The 18808-nt window shown below is 52.8% G+C and carries 17 protein-coding genes and 2 pseudogenes; 13 read left to right on the top strand and 6 right to left on the bottom strand.

The genetic code is table 11. From position 1 onward, the window contains the following. The first annotated feature begins 81 nt into the window (after window positions 1-81). From acnA to K8V32_RS12780, 4 genes are all read left to right on the top strand, one after another. A complete protein-coding gene (gene acnA / locus K8V32_RS12795; RefSeq protein WP_303908169.1) occupies window positions 82-2787 on the top strand; it encodes an aconitate hydratase AcnA in 2706 nt (901 codons plus the stop codon). Window positions 2788-2942: 155 nt separating this feature from the next. Continuing rightward, window positions 2943-3446, top strand: coding sequence for a hypothetical protein (locus K8V32_RS12790; RefSeq protein ID WP_303908166.1), 504 nt, complete (start codon window positions 2943-2945; stop codon window positions 3444-3446). Window positions 3447-3448: 2 nt separating this feature from the next. After that, window positions 3449-4423: an aldo/keto reductase gene (locus K8V32_RS12785; RefSeq protein ID WP_303908163.1), complete on the top strand. Its 975-nt coding sequence runs from the start codon at window positions 3449-3451 to the stop codon at window positions 4421-4423. A gap of 87 nt (window positions 4424-4510) precedes the next feature. Then, entirely contained in the window at window positions 4511-4756 is a 246-nt protein-coding gene (locus tag K8V32_RS12780) for a hypothetical protein (protein ID WP_303908161.1), read from the top strand. A 3-nt stretch (window positions 4757-4759) separates the two neighbouring features. On the opposite strand, the gene K8V32_RS12775 is transcribed toward K8V32_RS12780, so the two are convergent. From K8V32_RS12775 to msrB, 5 genes and pseudogenes are all read right to left on the bottom strand, one after another. Further along, window positions 4760-5074, bottom strand: coding sequence for a QcrA and Rieske domain-containing protein (locus K8V32_RS12775; protein ID WP_303908158.1), 315 nt, complete (start codon window positions 5072-5074; stop codon window positions 4760-4762). A gap of 42 nt (window positions 5075-5116) precedes the next feature. Next, a pseudogene (locus K8V32_RS14660) lies at window positions 5117-5203 on the bottom strand (twin-arginine translocation signal domain-containing protein); the annotation flags it as partial. A 47-nt stretch (window positions 5204-5250) separates the two neighbouring features. Continuing rightward, window positions 5251-6441 (bottom strand): HRDC domain-containing protein, encoded by a 1191-nt coding sequence (locus K8V32_RS12770; protein ID WP_524536744.1) that lies wholly within the window; start codon window positions 6439-6441, stop codon window positions 5251-5253. 98 nt (window positions 6442-6539) lie between these two features. Further along, a complete protein-coding gene (locus tag K8V32_RS12765; protein ID WP_524536742.1) occupies window positions 6540-7133 on the bottom strand; it encodes a DUF3000 family protein in 594 nt (197 codons plus the stop codon). A gap of 66 nt (window positions 7134-7199) precedes the next feature. Beyond that, a complete protein-coding gene (msrB, locus tag K8V32_RS12760) occupies window positions 7200-7655 on the bottom strand; it encodes a peptide-methionine (R)-S-oxide reductase MsrB (protein ID WP_303908155.1) in 456 nt (151 codons plus the stop codon). A 221-nt stretch (window positions 7656-7876) separates the two neighbouring features. On the opposite strand from msrB, the gene K8V32_RS12755 reads away from it, so the two are divergent. The 9 genes from K8V32_RS12755 to K8V32_RS12715 all read left to right on the top strand — a co-directional run bounded on the left by K8V32_RS12755 (window position 7877) and on the right by K8V32_RS12715 (window position 18350). Beyond that, a complete protein-coding gene (locus K8V32_RS12755) occupies window positions 7877-9088 on the top strand; it encodes an alpha/beta hydrolase family protein (protein ID WP_303908152.1) in 1212 nt (403 codons plus the stop codon). A gap of 78 nt (window positions 9089-9166) precedes the next feature. After that, on the top strand, window positions 9167-9928 hold the full coding sequence (locus K8V32_RS12750; RefSeq protein WP_303908149.1) for a YebC/PmpR family DNA-binding transcriptional regulator: 762 nt from the start codon (window positions 9167-9169) through the stop codon (window positions 9926-9928). Beyond that, window positions 9929-10570 (top strand): crossover junction endodeoxyribonuclease RuvC, encoded by a 642-nt coding sequence (gene ruvC, locus K8V32_RS12745; RefSeq protein ID WP_303908147.1) that lies wholly within the window; start codon window positions 9929-9931, stop codon window positions 10568-10570. An 83-nt stretch (window positions 10571-10653) separates the two neighbouring features. Continuing rightward, window positions 10654-11286, top strand: a complete 633-nt coding sequence (gene ruvA / locus K8V32_RS12740) for a Holliday junction branch migration protein RuvA (RefSeq protein WP_303908146.1) — start codon at window positions 10654-10656, stop codon at window positions 11284-11286. A 3-nt stretch (window positions 11287-11289) separates the two neighbouring features. Next, the gene (gene ruvB / locus K8V32_RS12735) at window positions 11290-12456 is read left to right on the top strand and encodes a Holliday junction branch migration DNA helicase RuvB (protein WP_303908143.1); all 1167 of its coding nucleotides are present in this window, start codon (window positions 11290-11292) and stop codon (window positions 12454-12456) included. A gap of 170 nt (window positions 12457-12626) precedes the next feature. Continuing rightward, window positions 12627-13085, top strand: a complete 459-nt coding sequence (yajC, locus tag K8V32_RS12730) for a preprotein translocase subunit YajC (protein WP_303908140.1) — start codon at window positions 12627-12629, stop codon at window positions 13083-13085. Window positions 13086-13140: 55 nt separating this feature from the next. Beyond that, window positions 13141-14880 (top strand): protein translocase subunit SecD, encoded by a 1740-nt coding sequence (secD, locus tag K8V32_RS12725; RefSeq protein WP_303908136.1) that lies wholly within the window; start codon window positions 13141-13143, stop codon window positions 14878-14880. Further along, complete coding sequence (secF, locus tag K8V32_RS12720; protein WP_303908133.1) at window positions 14877-15902, top strand: protein translocase subunit SecF; 1026 nt, start codon at window positions 14877-14879, stop codon at window positions 15900-15902. Before secD ends, secF begins: the two co-directional genes overlap by 4 nt. A 219-nt stretch (window positions 15903-16121) precedes the next feature. Then, window positions 16122-18350 carry a RelA/SpoT family protein gene (locus K8V32_RS12715; protein WP_303908216.1) on the top strand — a complete coding sequence of 743 codons (2229 nt, stop codon included), beginning with the start codon at window positions 16122-16124 and terminating at the stop codon, window positions 18348-18350. Here the strand turns inward: K8V32_RS12715 and K8V32_RS12710 are convergent. Further along, a pseudogene (locus K8V32_RS12710) lies at window positions 18347-18808 on the bottom strand (hypothetical protein); the annotation flags it as partial. The gene K8V32_RS12715 and the pseudogene K8V32_RS12710 sit on opposite strands and share 4 nt — an antisense overlap.

The following is an 18808-nucleotide window of genomic DNA, read 5'->3' as shown; positions in this document are numbered from 1 at the left end:
TGTCACTTGCATGCATTGAGCGACACAGCTTACACAGGACAATGGAAACGCCCCTTGTGGGCGGGAAAAGAGGAGTCCACTGTGACTACAGTTGATAGCTTCGGCTCCAAAGGCGTCTTGGACGTCGATGGTGCTGAGTACGAAATTTTTCGACTCAACAAAGTTGAAGGTTCTGAGAAACTTCCTTTCTCACTGAAGATTCTTTTAGAGAACCTGCTCCGTACAGAAGACGGAGAGAACATCACCAAGGAGCAAATCCAGGCCCTGGCCAACTGGGATCCTTCCGCTCAGCCCAACACCGAAATTCAGTTCACTCCGGCTCGCGTCTTGATGCAGGACTTCACTGGTGTTCCCTGTGTTGTTGACTTGGCTACGATGCGTGAAGCCATTGTGGACCTGGGTGGAGACCCCGAGCTGGTCAACCCACTGGCACCAGCCGAACTGGTTATTGACCACTCGGTACAGATCGATCACTTTGGCACCCCTGACGCCGTCGAACGTAACGTCGAAATCGAATATCAGCGAAACGGTGAGCGTTATCAGTTCCTACGCTGGGGTCAGACTGCATTTGATGACTTTAAAGTTGTTCCCCCAGGCATGGGAATTGTCCACCAGGTCAACATCGAATATCTCGCACGCGCTGTCATGACTCGTGAAGTTGACGGCGTACTGCGCGCCTACCCGGATACCTGTGTTGGTACTGACTCCCACACCACCATGGTCAACGGGCTGGGTGTTCTCGGCTGGGGTGTTGGCGGTATCGAAGCCGAAGCAGCCATGCTTGGTCAACCAGTTTCCATGCTTGTGCCACGCGTTGTTGGTTTCAAACTCACCGGAGAAATCCCATCGGGCGCCACCGCAACCGACGTTGTCCTGACCATCACCGAAATGTTGCGTGAGCACGGCGTTGTTGGAAAATTCGTAGAATTCTACGGTGAGGGTGTCGGCTCTGTCCCATTGGCCAACCGCGCAACCATCGGTAACATGTCGCCAGAGTTCGGCTCGACCGCCGCAATCTTCCCAATTGATCAAGTCACCCTTGATTACCTGCGTCTGACCGGTCGCTCCGAAGAGAACATCAAACTCGTCGAAGCCTACACCAAAGAGCAAGGCCTGTGGCACGATCCTTCCAACGAAGTTGAATATTCCGAATACATGGAACTGGATCTGTCCACCGTTGTCCCATCGATCTCGGGACCACGTCGTCCACAGGACCGCATCATCCTGGATGACTCCAAAGATCAGTTCCGCAAAGACATCCACGACTTTGCTGACACCGATGAAGCTGGTAAAGGCCGCCCATCGCGTACCGCCGAAGTGCAGCTTGATGACGGACGCGAATTCGAACTAGATCACGGTAAAGTCGCCATCGCATCGATCACCTCGTGCACCAACACTTCGAACCCATCGGTCATGATGGCTGCAGCTGTGCTAGCTCGAAACGCCGTTGAAAAAGGTCTGACCGCTAAACCGTGGGTCAAGACTTCTGTTGCCCCAGGGTCTCGTGTCGTGACTGAGTATTATGAAAAATCCGGTCTTATTCCACACTTAGAAGAACTCGGATTTTCCATCGTTGGTTACGGGTGCACCACCTGTATCGGTAACTCCGGTCCACTGGCACCAGAAATTTCCAAGGCTGTCAACGATAACGACTTGGCAGTCACCTCGGTGTTATCGGGGAACCGTAACTTCGAAGGCCGCATTAACCCAGACGTGAAAATGAACTACCTGGCATCACCACCACTGGTTGTCGCCTACGCTCTGGCTGGCACCATGGACTTCGATTTCGAAAACGAACCACTGGGTCAGGACTCCGAAGGCAACGACATCATGCTTGCCGATATCTGGCCAGATCCAACCGAAGTTCAGCAAATCATCGACCGTTCCATCGACACCGAAATGTTCAACAAGGAATACTCGACGATCTTCGATGGCGACCACCGCTGGCAGAGCCTGGATACTCCAGAAGGTTCGACCTTTGACTGGGATCCAGAATCTACCTACGTTCGTAAACCACCCTATTTCGAGGGCATGACCCTGCAGCCAGAACCTGTCCAGGACGTTACTGGTGCGCGCGTCCTGCTGAAACTGGGCGACTCGGTCACTACTGACCACATTTCCCCAGCCGGCGCGTTCAAGTCCGACACTCCAGCAGGTCAATATCTGCTCGAGCACGGCGTCCAGCGTAAAGACTTCAACTCCTACGGCTCCCGTCGTGGTAACCACGAAGTTATGATTCGCGGTACCTTCGCCAACATCCGTATCCGTAACCAGATGTTGGACGGCGTAGAAGGTGGGTTTACTCGCGACTTCACCCAAGAAGGCGGCCCACAGGCTTACGTTTACGACGCAGCTATGAACTACCAGGAAGCCGGCACACCGCTGGTTGTTTTGGGTGGTAAAGAGTACGGTTCCGGTTCATCTCGTGACTGGGCAGCCAAAGGTACCGCGCTGCTCGGCGTCAAAGCCGTCATCACCGAATCCTTCGAACGTATTCACCGTTCGAACCTGATCGGTATGGGCGTGCTCCCACTGGAATTCCCGGCCGGTGAATCAGCCGACTCGCTGGGCCTTGACGGTACCGAAACCTTCGACATCTCAGGTGTTTCGGAACTCAACAACGGAACGACACCAAAGACCGTACACGTCACCGCAACCAAGGAAGACGGCAGCAAAGTCGAATTCGATGCAGTAGTTCGCATTGATACACCAGGTGAAGCAGACTACTACCGCAACGGTGGTATTCTGCAGTACGTCTTGCGTCAGATGGCCGCCAAGAACAAATAAGAAGCGGAACACTCAGCTGACACGTCGAACCTTTTGACGTAACAATGGCCCGGTACCCAGACGGTGGGTGCCGGGCCATTACGCTGTACGATGCACCCAAAACCTCCCGGTAGTATCACTACTGAAATATATCCGTATCTATCTCTAGGATTTTTGTGAGTATTCTTCGCATGTACTACACGGCAGACGGCGCGCAACGCCCGACCCACTACCGCGAAGCCTGGTGGGAAGAAGAAACCGGTGAATTTGTGCTTCACCACGGAGCAGTTGGGGACACCGGGACGACTACAGTCGAAAAAGTCGCCGATGCAGCTGAAGCAGATGTCCTGCTGGCATCTTTTGAACAACAGAACCTTACCGATCATTATGTGGATGCCGCCGATACTGAACACGAGACAGTGACGGTCAAAATTAGATTTAAGGGGACAACCCCTACCCAGGTTGAAAAGACCAACGCAGAGAAATTCACCATAGCGTATTCCGGACTGCTCGGCTGGAGAGGTTTGGGCACTGTGGATGAATATCACATGACACCTGATGAACCGGCGTTCAGCATCGCAGTGCACACGGTGCACCGAGGCAAGGCGATGAAGCTTACACAGGAAGTGCTCAAGAAGACTGACTTCCGAAGTGACCGGTTGCGGATAGAACGGAGCTAAAAATGCAATATCGCCGTGTTGGCCAATCCGGACTGGTGGTATCGGCCATCGGTTTCGGCTGCAACAATTTGGGACGTCCGCAATCTGCTACAGAAGAGCCCAAAGAAGCAATCCGAGTTGTCAACGCCGCCGTTGATGCCGGTATTACGTATTTCGATACAGCTGATATCTATGGCAAAACACCTGGCCTTTCTGAACAGTACCTCGGACAGGCGCTGGCTACCAGACGAGAGCACGTTGTCATCGGCACGAAATTTGGGATGGACATGAAAGGCACCAACGGCCCAGATTTTGGTGCACGAGGATCCCGCCGCTATATCATCGCAGCAGTAGAGGCGTCTTTGCAGCGACTCAAGACTGACTACATTGATTTACTGCAATATCACACCCCGGATCCGCTGACACCGATCGAAGAGACGTTGGCCGCCCTCGACCATCTTATTACTGAGGGTAAAGTCCGGTACATTGGGCATTCAAACTTTGCCGGCTGGCAAATTGCACAGGCCGAATACGTAGCTAGAGAGTTGGGAACGGAACGGTTTATTTCTGCCCAAAACCATTACAATCTCATGGATCGCAGAGCGGAGCTGGAGGTTCTGCCTGCAGCACGGGCGTTCAACTTGGGAGTATTCCCCTATTTCCCGTTAAATAATGGCTTATTGACCGGAAAATACAATCCCAGCGGAGGACCGGTTGGTGCCAGACTATCGTATGTTCGTCAACACATGGTCAAAAATGCTGACTGGGATCAGCTAGCACGCTATGCACGATTTGCCGAAGAACGTGACATTAGTCAGGTTGATGTAGCATTTGGTTGGTTAGCGGCGCAAAATCCCGTGGCATCTGTGATTGCCGGAGCGACTCGAGTGGAGCAAGTTCAACAGAATGCGCGAGCTCTTGAATATCAATTCACGGAGGATGACCTCGCGGAGTTAGATGAGATCTTTCCGGCCGTCGACAAGATTGCACTATTCTAAATAGTTCACGTCGTATGAAAGTAGCCGATCATCAGTACAGTTTTTGACATCGCCATAAACATCGGGGCAATCAGCCTCGTAGGGCTCATGGTTTGGTCGCTGTGGAGCCTGACGAAAGCACCGCTGAACGCAGTACAACGTCTATGGTGGGTCTTGGCCATCTTCATTTTGCCCGGTATCGGCTCCGTCGCCTGGTGGTGGTGGATTAAACGCTACTATCCACGTCGCCATGCCGAAGACCCGACCTGGGATCCGGCGAAGAAAGTCTCAACTCGACAGATTATGGGGCGCCCGCGCCCGAACCGGGGCCCTTATTCAAATCCGCGGGATTGAGCGCTAGGCCGGCTCTACCTGCACGAGAATCCAACCGTCTTTAATGGCTGTCTCATGTCTGGTTAGCGGCCGTTGCGCAGGACCCGCGACCGTATCGCCTGTCAGCTTGTCAAATTTCGAGGCGTGACATGGGCAAACAAACGGAGATGAGGCATCGTCGTCGTTCACGCCGACAATGCAGCCTTGATGCGTGCAGACTGCAGAATAGGCATGCACCACATCCTGACTTTCACGATGTATCAACACTTGATTGGCACCTACTGCCATCTGCACGGATGTTCCGGGCTGCAGATCCTCTAAAGCCAGCGCTTTGGTCAAAGCGCCACCGGAAAAGGTCTCTTGTTCAGGGCCTGGTGAACATGCCGATAAGGCGACGGCTGCGGTTACAGCGGCTCCAGTAGCGGTTAGGAATGTTCGACGGTTCGGAAGTTTTTTGCAGCAGGTCATATTGTGTTGAATCCTGGCTTTACAGCTGGGTCTGATGGTGGAGTGGATTAATTGTCGAGAGGATCTGGGTCCAAAAGGGCAACGGTGACAACCGCTGAGGTTGCTTGTACTTGCCATGGACGAGCACCGAGGTCCCGCAGGCGACGTTCGACCGATTGCGGGGTGATCGGCTCGGGTGGACGCCAACATAACTCCCGAAGAGTCTCGGGTAAGAGGAGATTTTCAAGTGGCATGCTCCGTTCTTCAGCGATCTTAGTGAGCCGTTTTCGACATGTTTGCAGACGCCGTGAGGCTAGCGGGTCTTTTTCTCGCCATGCTTTGACCGCTGGGGGAGCCTGAGAAGAAACTCTTAATGGCGGGACTTTATCGGGGTCCTGGGCTATTTTGATACCGTCTTGGATTGCTTGTAGCCAGCGGCGTGCATCTTTAGCTGCAGCACGACGCCGCATGCGGGGGATCTTCATGAGTTGCGGAACCGTTCGGGGCCGCGCCTTTGCCACTGCAATCAGGGTGCGGTCATTGAGTAGCTTCCCAGGAGGGACATCACGAGACTGAGCAAGTTTTTCGCGGGTTGTCCATAGAGAGCGAACGACAGCTAACGCTTTACGATCGGTAATCTCGTGAATCCCTGAGGTCTTGCGCCATGGATCCTTCCGTGGCGGCTTGAGTGGGCGCGTCAGTAGTGCATTGAACTCTTCATAAGCGATTTCAAGTTTGTGCTCACTGCGGAGCTCATCAATCATTGCTTCGCGCAGTTGATGAAGCAACTCAACGTCCAGTGCGGCGTAATTGCGCATGTCTTCAGTCAGCGGTCGAACAGACCAATCTGCCGCCGAATGCTCTTTAGCTAACGTGACGTTGAGCTTGCGTTCCAACAAGGCGGACAAACTCACACGAGGATACCCGAGCAGTCGGCCGGCAAGCTCAGTGTCGAAGAGTCGGTCAGGCCATAGACCGGCTTGCCGTAGCGAAGGCAAATCTTGAATGGCCGCATGCAGAATCCACTCGACTCCTGTCAAGGCTCGTTGTATTGGTTCAAGGTCCTTAAGAGCTTCAGAATCAATGAGCCAAATCGTGTCGCCATCACGCTTGAGTTGGATCAGAAAAGCCCGTTGCCCATACCGGTATCCACTGGCCCGTTCGGTATCTACGGCCACAGGTCCGGTGCCAGCGCTGAGTTTGTCTGCAGCGTGCTGGAGCTGAGCCGGGGTGTCAATTACTGACGGTATCCCGGCGATAGGCTGGTCAATGAGAACAGGATCGTGAACCTGTGAGGTCTCAGCGGCGTGCTGAGATTCCTCGGAATCACCTGCCGTGAGATGTGTGCTAGAAATTGTTACTTCCTTCGATGTCGGCTAAGCGGAACGACACCCTCGGTTACGGGTGGTAGTCCTGCGAATGTGCAGACCATATCACTCCAAGCAGTCAGATGCCGATCAAGATAGTCACCTTCTGGAGTCCAGGACGCACGGAGCTCTAAGTCTATCGTCTCGATTTGCTGATCCAACATGCCAAACCCTTGTGACAATACTCGACTTGCGGTGCCTCCGGGTTGACGGTAGGTGGCATATGCGTCCTCGAGTGCCTCAACCATCCAAGTCCAGGCAACCTCTGAGACGAGCGGGTCTTCTCCCAAGTCGGACTCAAGCCGAGTTTTGATATACGTAACAATTCGGAAATTTCCGTCCCAGACTTCCGAATATTCAGGATCGTAGAGCATGATGAAGCGACCAACTGCCAGTGCTTCGCCGTTGGTGGCTGCAACATCAGCAGACATTGCCACTGCATAAGGGGCAAGTTTGACAGGCGCAGGAACCTCGTTGAGCTCGACCTCATCGCGTGTCTTGGCTTGACGCAACTGATTAAGAGCCACTCTGAATGTCTGCGGAGCGGCCTGCAGGGCTTGCGCATGAGACTGTCGTGGGTTCACATGCCCAGCTTAAACCCCCACTTGAAGGATTTGTGGACGGCGCGCCGCAAACCTGCTAACGAGTAATTACTCGTTGGACTTTGTCAAGTTTAGACTCAGGGAGTTAATACAGTAGCGAAGGTCTGTTGGGGTATCGAAACCTTCGCCGGCAAAAACATGTCCCAGGTGTGAATCACAATTGGCGCACCGGACTTCCACTCGTGTCATGCCTAGTGAATTATCTTCGATATAGACGATGCGTTCGTTATCAGTTGGCGCATAGAACGACGGCCAGCCACATCGGGCATCAAATTTTGTCGTGGAAGCAAAAAGTTCCTGGCCACAAGCTCGGCAGGAGTACACCCCCGCTTCTTCAGAGTCCCAGTATTCACCGGTAAAAGGACGCTCCGTCCCAGCTTTGCGTAGCACCTGGAAGGCCTCGGGACTCAATCGTTGGCGCCATTGGTCCTCCGATAAGGCTCGTGCTTGCTCAGCGGCTAATGGCTCATTGGCTGACTGGGAGAAACCTGATGTGCTTGTCATGTAGCCAATCTATCGTTAGTGACAATGACAATTCCACTGTTTTGCCTCATTGCAAAACTTCCCATACGCAATCAGGCGAAACGGTTCCGAGCGGCTGGTAAAAAATTGCACTTCGCGTCAGAATGTTAGGCATGGGTGACAACTACCTGGGTAATTTTGTCCGAACGCCATTTTCCCACACCCAAAATCGTCGAACGAAACGTACCATTCGTTGGTCAGCCGTGGGAGCTATCACTGGGGCACTGGCAGGTAGTGTCCTAGCAGCGATTCCCACGCTTGCTTCCATTTTTGCTCGCACGGTGGTCACTCCCGAGCCGCATCCAGCAGAAGATGTTCGCATCTATCGGTATCGGCCCTCCACCGATGACAAGACTCCGGATCTCGTCGATCTTGCGGTTACGAATCAGACCACTGTACGCGGGCAATATGCCTTGGTCTTTCACGAGAGCCAAGGAGTAGCTCGCATCGGTGAAATCGTATCAATCGATCGTAAGCAACAAATTGTTACCCGACAGGTAGAAGAAATTTACAGTGGGGACCTGTCCACGGCTGTACGTGGACGGTGGGCGGGATTCGTGTGGCCTACGCCACGAGAAGCCGGTTATGTATATCGAGATGTATGGATTTCCGTAGACAACGGTCTTGCGCCAGCATGGTTTATTCCTCCCAGGCGTCAAACGCAATTCCATGATACCTGGATGATTACCGTTCACGGGCGTGGTTCTAAACGCAACGAAGGACTGCGGATGATGGGCGTCGCACAACGAATGGGAATGCCTGGACTATTAGTTTCCTACCGCAATGACGGTGAAGCACCGGATGCTCGGGACAAACGATATGGGTTGGGTGCCACCGAATGGCCGGATATTGAGGCCGCAATCTTATATGCGCTCAATAACGGTGCAACATCTGTGGTCCTGGCTGGATACTCTATGGGCGCGGCAGTCAGCCTGCAACTAGCTCGACGCTCCTCACTGGCCCGTTATGTACAAGGCCTCGTGCTGATCGGTCCGGTCATTGATTGGTTAGATGTGTTGCGGCATCAAGCTCGGATCAATCGTTTGCCACATCCTGCCGGTAAATTAGGACGCTGGCTGATCGAATCTCCCTGGGGACGCACCATCACAGGACTGGCAGCCCCGGTAGATTTCCGCCAACTCGATTGGGTCAGTCGCTCCGGTGAGATCACCCATCCGATCTTGATATTGCACTCCCAGGACGACGACTTTGTCCCGATTGGTCCTTCAGAACAATTAGCACATAAGAACCGTCGTCTTGTCAGCATGATTCGATTCCAACAGGCTCGTCACACACGCGAGTGGAACGTTGACCCAGTGCTGTTTGAATCGGCTATATTGACGTGGCTGCATGTTTTACTCAATGGAACCTCCCCTTCGCGACTGAGCCTGTCAAGCGCAAGACCTGCTGAATAACGACTAAGCCTCTATACTGGGAGGCGTTCAATCTACCCTTGACACCCGTTGTGTTAAACGGGAGAGGAGTCTACTACAGTGGCAGGTCACTCAAAATGGCATACAACGAAGCATAAGAAAGCCGCGCTGGACGCCAAACGCGCCAAAATGTATGCCACCCACATTAAGGCTATTGAAGTGGCCGCTCGGGCTGGTGGGGCCGACCTAGACGGAAACCCTGCCCTTGAGCTGGCCGTAACCAAGGCCAAAAAACAATCTGTTCCCAATGACAATATCGATCGGGCTATCAAACGCGGCGCCGGACTGACCGGTGAAGTCGTTGACTATGTCGAAATCATGTATGAAGTGCGTGGTCCGGCAGGATCGGCGCTGCTCATCGAATGTTTGACCGATAACCGAAACCGTGCAGCGTCTGAAGTACGGGCCACCGTCACTCGTAATGGCGGACAAATGGCTGACCCCGGATCTGTCGCCTTCATGTTTGAACGCCGTGGAGTAGTCCGTGTACCGGCCGAAAATACTGAAGAAGACGACGTCATGATGGCAGTTATCGAAGCTGGAGCCGAAGAGATAGTTCGATCAGGCACAGTATTTGAAATTATTTCCGACCCATCAGATGTACAGAGCGTTTCAACAGCTCTTGATGACGCAGCCATCGAATACGAATCTGATGATGTGGAATTCTATGCTGAGACGAAAATTGAACTGGACGCGAAAGCAGCTAGCTCCTTCGTACAACTTTGGGACGCCGTCGAAGAACTCGATGACGTACAAAATGTTTATACCAACGTCGAAATCTCTGCTGAGGTGCTTGAAGAAATGGCAGCCCAGGACGCCTAAGTGACCAACCGACGTGTCCATACAAAGACTACCTCCGGGATACTCCGTGTCATCGCCGTTGACCCGGGGCTGACGCGCTGCGGTATTGCCGTTGTTGACATCGCTGCGAATCGCAGCGCGCGGCTCGTTGATGTGACCGTGGTAGGAAGTCCAGGTACAGAATCAATAGGTCATCGGTTGTCAGTTATTGACCGAGCCATGGATGCCTGGCTTGTGAAGTATCAACCTGACCATCTTGCAGTTGAGCGGATGTTTGCCCAGCATAATACCCCGACGGTGATGGGCACAGCACAAGCCTCTGGCGTGGCTATTGCTGCGGCGGCCCGCAAAGACATTCCTACCGCATTATTGACGCCCTCTGAGGTCAAAGCTGCGGTGACCGGTTCGGGCAGTGCCAATAAGCAACAAGTCACTGCCATGGTGACTCGCATTTTGAACCTCGAAACCACTCCGAAGCCGGCCGATGCAGCTGACGCGATTGCTGTTGCTATTGCACACGCATGGCGGGGAGGACTCTTTGGACGCGGACTAGACACGGGCAAACTGACCAGTCCAGCAAAAAAATCTAGATTCGAGAATAAACCTGCGAATTTAACCCCCGCTCAGAAGCTGTGGCTGGCAGCTGAAAAACGAACGAAATAGGCCTGGTACCACCGCCCGGACCGTAATCAAGGCGTATAATCACGTGAAAATATGATGGTGGATAGCCGTCAGAGGGAGAGTATATGATCTCGTCGCTAACGGGCGAAATCCAACATATTGGGACGGATAAGGCCGTGATACAGGTTGCCGGCGTTGGCTACGTATTTTCGGCTAGTCCCAACACTCTGTCGGCACTCCGGCTCGGCAGCGAAATGACGGTTCAAACATTGCTGATGATCCGTGATGACGACCCAGTCCTTTTCGGATTTGGCACCGCTGATGAACGTGAGATCTTCGAAACGATGATGACCGTCTCAGGCATCGGGCCGCGAATCGCGTTAGCGGTGTTGTCCGTTTTTGACCCTGATGAGGTTCGACAGCACATCGATCAACAAGACGATAAAGCCTTTACCAAGGTCCCGGGTATCGGGCCGAAGTCTGCACGGCGGATCATACTTGAACTGTCTGGCAAACTTGTCCCACGGGACGAACCCGATCAGCCATCAACGACGAGTAGCCGTAGACATGAGCCAACGTGGAAAGATCAAGTCCAGCAGGCGCTTATCGGTCTTGGCTGGAACGAAAAAGATGCGCTGAAGGGGATTGCCAACGCGTTGGAAACGAATCCAGATCTGGCAGAGTCTCCTGACGTTTCAGCTGCTCTGCGCGCAACCCTGCAAAATCTTGGCGAAGGCCAAAGAAGGCAACGGCTCTAATTTATGACAGACTCAAGTTTCTCCCCGCACAATGAAGAACGGATCGTGACCGGTAACGCGTCCACCGAGGAACGCGATGTCGAAGCAGCCTTGCGACCCAAAAACCTCGCGGATTTCGTAGGTCAACACCGCGTTAGACAACAACTGGCTCTCGTATTAGAAGCAGCAAAGCTTCGCGGCGCGACCGCAGATCATATTCTGCTATCGGGTCCTCCCGGCTTGGGCAAAACGACACTGTCGATGATTGTGGCTGAGGAAATGGGAGCACCGTTGCGGATCACCTCTGGACCAGCAATCCAACACTCAGGTGATCTAGCCGCAATTTTGTCTTCGTTGACGGAAGGTGAAGTGCTCTTCCTGGATGAAATCCATCGCATGTCTCGACCAGCAGAAGAAATGCTCTATATGGCCATGGAAGATTTCAGGGTCGATATTGTGGTCGGTAAAGGTGCAGGCGCGACTTCTATTCCACTTGAATTGCCCCCTTTTACCATTGTTGGAGCAACCACACGGGCGGGCCTGTTACCGGCTCCGCTGCGGGACCGTTTTGGCTTCACCGGACATCTAGACTTCTATTCGACTGAAGAACTCGAAATGGTGATTCGTCGATCTGCGGCCATGTTGGATGTAGGCCTGACAAGTGAGGCATTTACTGAGATTGCCTCCCGTTCTCGCGGCACTCCGAGAATCGCTAACAGGCTGTTAAGACGGGTCCGTGACTGGGCCCTGGTTAATAATTTAGCTTCAGTGGACGCACGTGCAGCAGCTTCAGCACTGGAAATGTATGAAGTTGATTCGCGTGGGCTGGACCGACTCGACAGGTCGGTACTGGAAGCCCTGTGCACGAAATTCAATGGGGGACCGGTAGGGCTGTCAACACTTGCCATCGCCGTAGGAGAAGAAATTGAAACTGTTGAGACTGTAGCAGAACCATATCTCGTACGCGAAGGTTTATTAGGTCGGACCCCCCGAGGGCGGATCGCCATGCCGGCCGCGTGGGAACACCTTGGTCTTAAGCCTCCCGAGGATACTGCCTCGGAAAGTCTGTGGTCGCTGTTACCAGAAAGCACGACTCATGAACCACACGTCGATGGGCATCATGACGCGCGAGGAAGCTACGTGCCGCAGGAAGATACAGAAGGAATGCTCTTTTTTGATGACGGAGACTGAGCGACACAACATGCACCGGTTACCGCGGGATAGCGACATGAAATTCACGGTATTTAAGTCAGGCCATTAGGATAGGCTCAGACATTGTGTGTAAGTGCCGTAAGACCGGCAGTTTTCCGTGAGTGCACAGCCCTGTACTGTATGACAACAAGATAGTTGGTAGATGATTAATGACCCATAACGCTGAGTTCGCCACCGTTATCGCACAAGCCGAAGGCGGTCAAGAAGGCGGTTCGAGCATGTTTATGCTCCTCATGTTGGCAGTGCTTGGTTTACTGTTCTTCATGATGATCCGTCGTAGCCGTAAAGCTATGAAAACTCAACAAGAACAACGCGCTTCGATGCAACCAGGAATGCAGATCATGACGACATTCGGGCTCTACGGGACTATCATCGAAGTTGATCGTGATGACAATAAAGCCGTCATCGAACTGTCTCCGGGACACTTTGCGACTGTTCACCTGCAAGCAATCGGACAGGTAGTTGAGGAACCGAACGCTGAGGAACTTCCTGAATCTGACATCACCGTCGACGATATTCCAGATTATCCTGAACAATCGTCGCCGGACAGCCCAGATACCGAATACGGGTCAGAGTACAAAGACCCGCGTGACGATCGCGACCGCTAAACCCGACAGCACAGTTCCTCCTTGTCAGAAAACATATTGAAAGCCCGTTATATCCATGGCGTCTAAGAACCCACAGTCCCGTGCTCGACGTTCGCTGGCATGGTTGACCGCAATAATAGTTAGCCTGGGTGTCCTCATGGGCATTGGCATTGCCACTAACAATTCCAATGGTCTACCGCTGTTAGCCCTAGATCTCGAGGGTGGCACCCAAATGGTTCTGTCCCCAGAAACCTCGACGGGCGAAGCCGTCACCTCCGAACAAATGAACCAGGCCGTTGAAATTATTCGTCAACGTGTCGACGGTTCCGGTGTCTCAGAGGCCGAAATTAATACACAAGGAGATAACAATGTCGTTGTCTCTATGCCTGGAACCCCTGATGCCCAGACCCGCGAATTGATCCAAGCATCAGCCAACATGGAATTCCGGTCGGTTCTCACCTCCGGACCGTTCCAGGCCACTGCCGAAGAAGAACGCCTTGACATTTCTGAAATTCCAGAACCCGAGGCGACTCCTGAGAACGGCTCCGATCCGAACTGGATTACACCAGAAATCTACGATGAGTTCCAAAGCACAGACTGTACGGCTCCGGAAGCTGGACAGGTGCGTGACGACCTACCTGCAGATCAGGCAATTGTCGCGTGTGACTTCAGCACACAGACCAAGTACATTCTTGGGCCACTGGAAATTTCCGGCGACGAGATCGACTCTGCTGAGCACGGGATGGCTTCAACCCCAACAGGTGTCTCTTCTAACCAGTGGGTCGTAAACATCAGTTTTGAAGATGAGGGTGGGGAAAAGTTCCGCGAAGTCACTCAACGACTGACCGGCATGAGTTCGCCACAAAACCAGTTTGCGATTCTGCTCGATGGCCAGATTGTGTCTGCACCTGCGTCGCAAGCTGTCATCCTTGACGGCCAAGCGCAGATTTCTGGCAACTTTACCGAAGAAACTTCAGCACAACTTGCCGAACAGCTCCAGTATGGTTCGCTGCCTATCTCCTTTGACGTTGAATCAGAGCAACAGATTTCAGCCACGCTGGGGCAGGATCAGCTGTTCTGGGGGCTTATCGCAGGTCTGATTGGACTCGCACTGGTTGCGATTTATCAATTCTTCCAATACCGTGCCCTCGGTTTGGTCACCTTGACATCCATTGTGATTATGGGCGTTTTCACCTATCAAGCCATTGTCTTGCTGGGCTGGTCTGATAACTACCGCCTGTCGCTAGCAGGGATCGCGGGCATTATCGTGTCGATAGGCCTGACCGCGGACTCGTTTATCGTGTATTTCGAGCGCATCAAAGACGAAATGCGCAACGGCAGGCCCTTCGAGTCCGCCGTCAACTATGGGTGGGATCGAGCCAAACGAACTATTACCGTATCCAAGCTGGTCAACATCCTTGCGTCGGTAGTGCTGTTTTTCGTGGCAGTCGGTAACGTTAGAGGATTTGCCTTCACTCTCGGACTGACCTCTATTGCTGACCTCATTGTGGTGTACATGTTTACCCACCCGGTCATGCAACTGCTTGCTAAGACCAGATTCTTCGCTTCAGGACACCCGATGTCGGGTATGGATCCGTCACTTCTAGGTCAAAAGCCCTTATATCAGGGGGCTGGACGAATTCGTGAGTTCCGTCCAGAACAAGAAGTTGTTGAGCTTCGGACCAAGAAAAATAAACGGTCTGGCAAAGAATCCGAACGTCGTCAGACGATTGCCGAACGCCGTGCAGCAGAGCGTGAAGCAGCGCTGCATACATCCAGAACATCAGACAGCGAGCCTGCACAGGAGGACTCATGAGTCGCTTAGCAACCTGGGGTAACGAACTCTATGCGGGCAAAAAATCCTACCCGTTTGTCCAAAAATGGAAAACCTGGTTTGTCGTTGCATTGATCCTTTTGATTGTAGCCGGTGGCATTACCGCACTTCGCGGGGGTTTCAATCTTGGTATTGAATTTCGCGGCGGTTCTGAATTCACCGTCTCGGCAGTAGAAAATACTGATCCATCCATTGGTGAAGAAGCCGTATCGGAAGTTCTGCCAGACGTTGAAGCCACAGCCACCACCATCGCGCCGGGAACAATCCGCGTTCAAACCGCCGAATTATCCGACGATCAAACATTACAGGTAGCCACGAATCTTCAAGAAGGCTACAGCGTGGCTCCAGAACAGGTGACGTCGAACTTTGTCGGTCCAACCTGGGGTGAGGCCGTATCGCAGCAGATGCTGATTGGCCTGATCGTGTTCCTGGTATTGGTCGCACTGTATTTAGCGATCTACTTCCGAACCTGGAAAATGTCAGCAGCGGCCATCGTTGGCCTGATGTATGTTGTCGCACTGACTGTTGGTATTTACGGGGCAGTGGGCTTTGAAGTAACGCCACCAGCCATTATCGGTTTTCTGTTGATTCTGTCCTATTCGCTGTATGACACCGTCGTGGTATTCGATAAGATCCGCGAAAATACCCAAAACCTCGACGAGGACAGAAGGCGAACCTTTAACGAGCTGGTCAACCTAGCCGTCAACCAAACATTGGTTCGTTCTATTACGACCTCCATCGTGGGTATTCTGCCGGTTGGGTCCATCCTATTCATCGGTGCAGGACTGCTTGGCGCAGGAACACTTCGCGATATTTCATTGTCGATTTTCGTCGGCATCATTGTTGGCACTGTTGCCACCTTGTTTATCCAGGCGCCACTGTATGCGCTGTTCCGGAGAAACGAAGCAGCCATCCAAGACCGTGATGCCAGAGTTCTAGATCGCAGAGGTGCACAAGAACCGCAGGGCGAGGACGTAGAAGCTGGGACACCGTCGCAGAAGTAGTCGTTCCAGGACCGTTTACCTGGTGTCCTATAGCCTCGAACCGGAGGTTATAGGACACTGTGGTTTTAAGCTGATATGTTCGAATCCATCAATGAAGTGTCGCCTAAGGTTTATGAGACACTAAACTAGTTGACTAGATCGACGTTCGTGGTAAGGGGAGGGTTTGTGGCTTCATCACAACCAACATCACCTCAAGGTGGACAGAAGGGCCCCGATGCCCTGCCTCCAGCGCGAGGTTTTGGTCGTTTCGCCCGTCTGACTGGTCGAGGCTACTCGCCGCTGCTGGAACCCCTGATTCGCACCTTAAAGGTTCGGAATCCCAAAGATGATATCGGCCCTATTATCCGAGCTTTCAACGTGGCGAATTATCATCACCGTGAACAATACCGGAAATCGGGTGACCCATATATCACCCATCCGGTAGCGGTAGCCACAATTCTTGCCGAACTCGGATTGACCGGTGAAACGCTCATCGCAGCGCTGTTACATGACACAGTCGAGGATACTGAGTATACGCTCGAGCAGCTCACGAAGGACTTCGGTGCAGATGTTGCACTGCTGGTTGATGGGGTCACCAAACTTGACCGCGTCGATTTCGGATCTGCTGCAGAAGCAGAGACCGTGCGCAAAATGATTATTGCGATGGCCAAAGATGTGCGAGTGTTGATGATCAAACTTGCCGACCGGCTACACAATGCGCGCACATGGCGTTATGTTGCTCCCGAATCCTCTGCTCGAAAAGCCAAAGAAACCCTGGAAATCTATGCTGCGCTAGCACATCGACTGGGACTGAACACGATCAAGTGGGAGCTAGAAGATCTCTCATTTGCGGCACTGTCTCCAAAAGTTTATGCAGAAATCGTTCGACTGGTGGGGGAGCGGACGCCTCAACGCCAACGGGTTGTTGCGAATCTGACGGAACAAGTCGATAAAGAACTGCGCTCGGTTAAAATTAAAGCCACGGTGACTGGTCGATCGAAACATTATTACTCGATCTACCAAAAGATGCAGGAACAAGACAAAGAATTTAATGAAATTTACGACTTGCTGGGCATCCGCGTGCTTGTTGACTCGGTTCGTGATTGTTATGCCGTTTTAGGTGCGCTTCACGCTCGGTGGTCACCGATTCCGGGGCGATTCAAAGACTACATTGCCATGCCGAAGTTCAACATGTACCAGTCACTGCACACCACAGTGATCGGGCCAGGCGGCAAACGTGTTGAAATTCAGATCAGAACCCATGAAATGCACCACCGAGCTGAATACGGCGTGGCTGCCCACTGGGTTTACAAACGCGGTGGGACGGCCGATGCAGAGACCCCTGGTTGGCTCAAGACGGTTCTCGACTGGCAGCAAGACGCTTCGGACCCGAATGATTTTCTTGACTCCCTGCGTACCGAAATCGGGTCAGCAGAAGTTTATGTTTTTACCCCGAAAGGGGAAATCAAGGCATTGCCCTCCGGTTCCACACCTGTGGACTTTGCATACAGCGTTCACACACAGGTCGGACATCGTACCGTCGGTGCACGTATCAATGATCGGTTAGTGCCGTTAAATACCGTGCTCAACCACGGCGACACTGTTGAGATCTTTACTGACAAAGATGAAAATGCTGGCCCCTCACAAGACTGGCTTGGATTCGTGCGTTCAGGCCGAGCACGCAATCGCATACGCCACTGGTTCTCGAAGGAACGCAGAGACGAGATAATCGAACGCGGCAAGGAGCTCCTAACCAAGGAGGCCCGTAAACGTACCCTCCCACTGCAACAGATGCTCAGTACTGATACCCTCAGCAAAGTCGCAGAACAAGTCAACCGCGAAGACATTCAGGGCCTCTACGTGGGTGTCGGCGATGGAACATTGTCACTCACAAATGTCTTGGACCGAATCGAACGTCTTCTGTCTCCAGAAGATGAAAAAACGGAACCAGAACCTGATACGGTGTCGATCCCAACCATTCCACCGCCATCGCGACATGCTGACTCTGGCATCGTGGTTCCTGGAGCCGGCGACGTGATGGCTAAACTGGCACGGTGCTGTGCGCCCGTACCGCCAGATAGCATTATCGGATTTGTCACCAGAGGTTCAGGGATTTCGGTCCATCGCAAGGATTGTTTGAATATAGTCAACACAACCGAAAAAGATCGGCTCATCGAGGTCGAATGGGCTCCGACTTCGGACACGACCTTCAACGTTGATATTCTCGTGCTTGCATTAGACCGCAAGCAGCTGTTGTCAGACCTAACTGCGGTACTAGCTGACCATCATGTCAACATTCTCAGCGCCAATGTGAAAACTCGTCGGGATCGCGTGGCTGAGACAAGCTTTGTCTTTGAAATGGGTGACACCGATCACCTTGATCATCTTATGAACGCAGTACGTCAAGTTGATGGCGTTTACGATGTCTATCGACGTTCTGACCGCAATAAGAACTCCGCAGCGACCTAAGCTACCTTCCGAGGAACACCCTGATATTGGCGCACTAGGGATTCGAAAAGCTTTTGCGCAGCAACTATATCCGGTGAGGTATTGTGATCCTCGAAACGTCGTCTTAATGAGTCAATATTAGTTCTTCCAAGGAGTGCATACGCTCGATCTTGGTGCCGTTGTGTGCCACCAATTCGCAACAGATCCATGACGGTCAACTCTGGTGCTGTGACGACAACACCGCCGATGATCTGCAAGTCATCGTCCGAGATATCCGGGCGTTCCAAGTAATCTGACTGTCGAATAGCAGCTGACATGATGCGCGATCTTTTCCTCTGGCGTGTTGTGCAAGCAGTTGCTGCCTCGAAGTATTCTGGTGCCTGGCCACCTAAATGAATCCATGCTGCGGTCAACAAGGTTGCAGTCCAGCTGCCAGAGATCAGACGTTCGCCAATCATCCGTACACTTTTAGCTCGCTG

It is taken from the genome of Enteractinococcus helveticum (genome assembly GCF_020742345.1).
Lineage (GTDB): Bacteria > Actinomycetota > Actinomycetes > Actinomycetales > Micrococcaceae > Yaniella > Yaniella helvetica_A.
The sequence above is the reverse complement of the archived record's forward strand: the minus strand, read 5'-3'. Positions and strand labels throughout refer to the sequence as shown.

What these genes read in the sequence shown, in the direction of transcription:
- K8V32_RS12785 (WP_303908163.1), top strand. Translation starts at nt 3,449, where the DNA reads ATGCAATATCGCCGTGTTGGCCAATCCGGACTGGTGGTATCGGCCATC.
- K8V32_RS12780 (WP_303908161.1), top strand. Translation starts at nt 4,511, where the DNA reads ATGGTTTGGTCGCTGTGGAGCCTGACGAAAGCACCGCTGAACGCAGTA.
- secF (WP_303908133.1), top strand. Translation starts at nt 14,877, where the DNA reads ATGAGTCGCTTAGCAACCTGGGGTAACGAACTCTATGCGGGCAAAAAA.
- ruvA (WP_303908146.1), top strand. Translation starts at nt 10,654, where the DNA reads ATGATCTCGTCGCTAACGGGCGAAATCCAACATATTGGGACGGATAAG.
- secD (WP_303908136.1), top strand. Translation starts at nt 13,141, where the DNA reads ATGGCGTCTAAGAACCCACAGTCCCGTGCTCGACGTTCGCTGGCATGG.
- yajC (WP_303908140.1), top strand. Translation starts at nt 12,627, where the DNA reads ATGACCCATAACGCTGAGTTCGCCACCGTTATCGCACAAGCCGAAGGC.
- msrB (WP_303908155.1), bottom strand. Translation starts at nt 7,655, where the DNA reads ATGACAAGCACATCAGGTTTCTCCCAGTCAGCCAATGAGCCATTAGCC.
- ruvB (WP_303908143.1), top strand. Translation starts at nt 11,290, where the DNA reads ATGACAGACTCAAGTTTCTCCCCGCACAATGAAGAACGGATCGTGACC.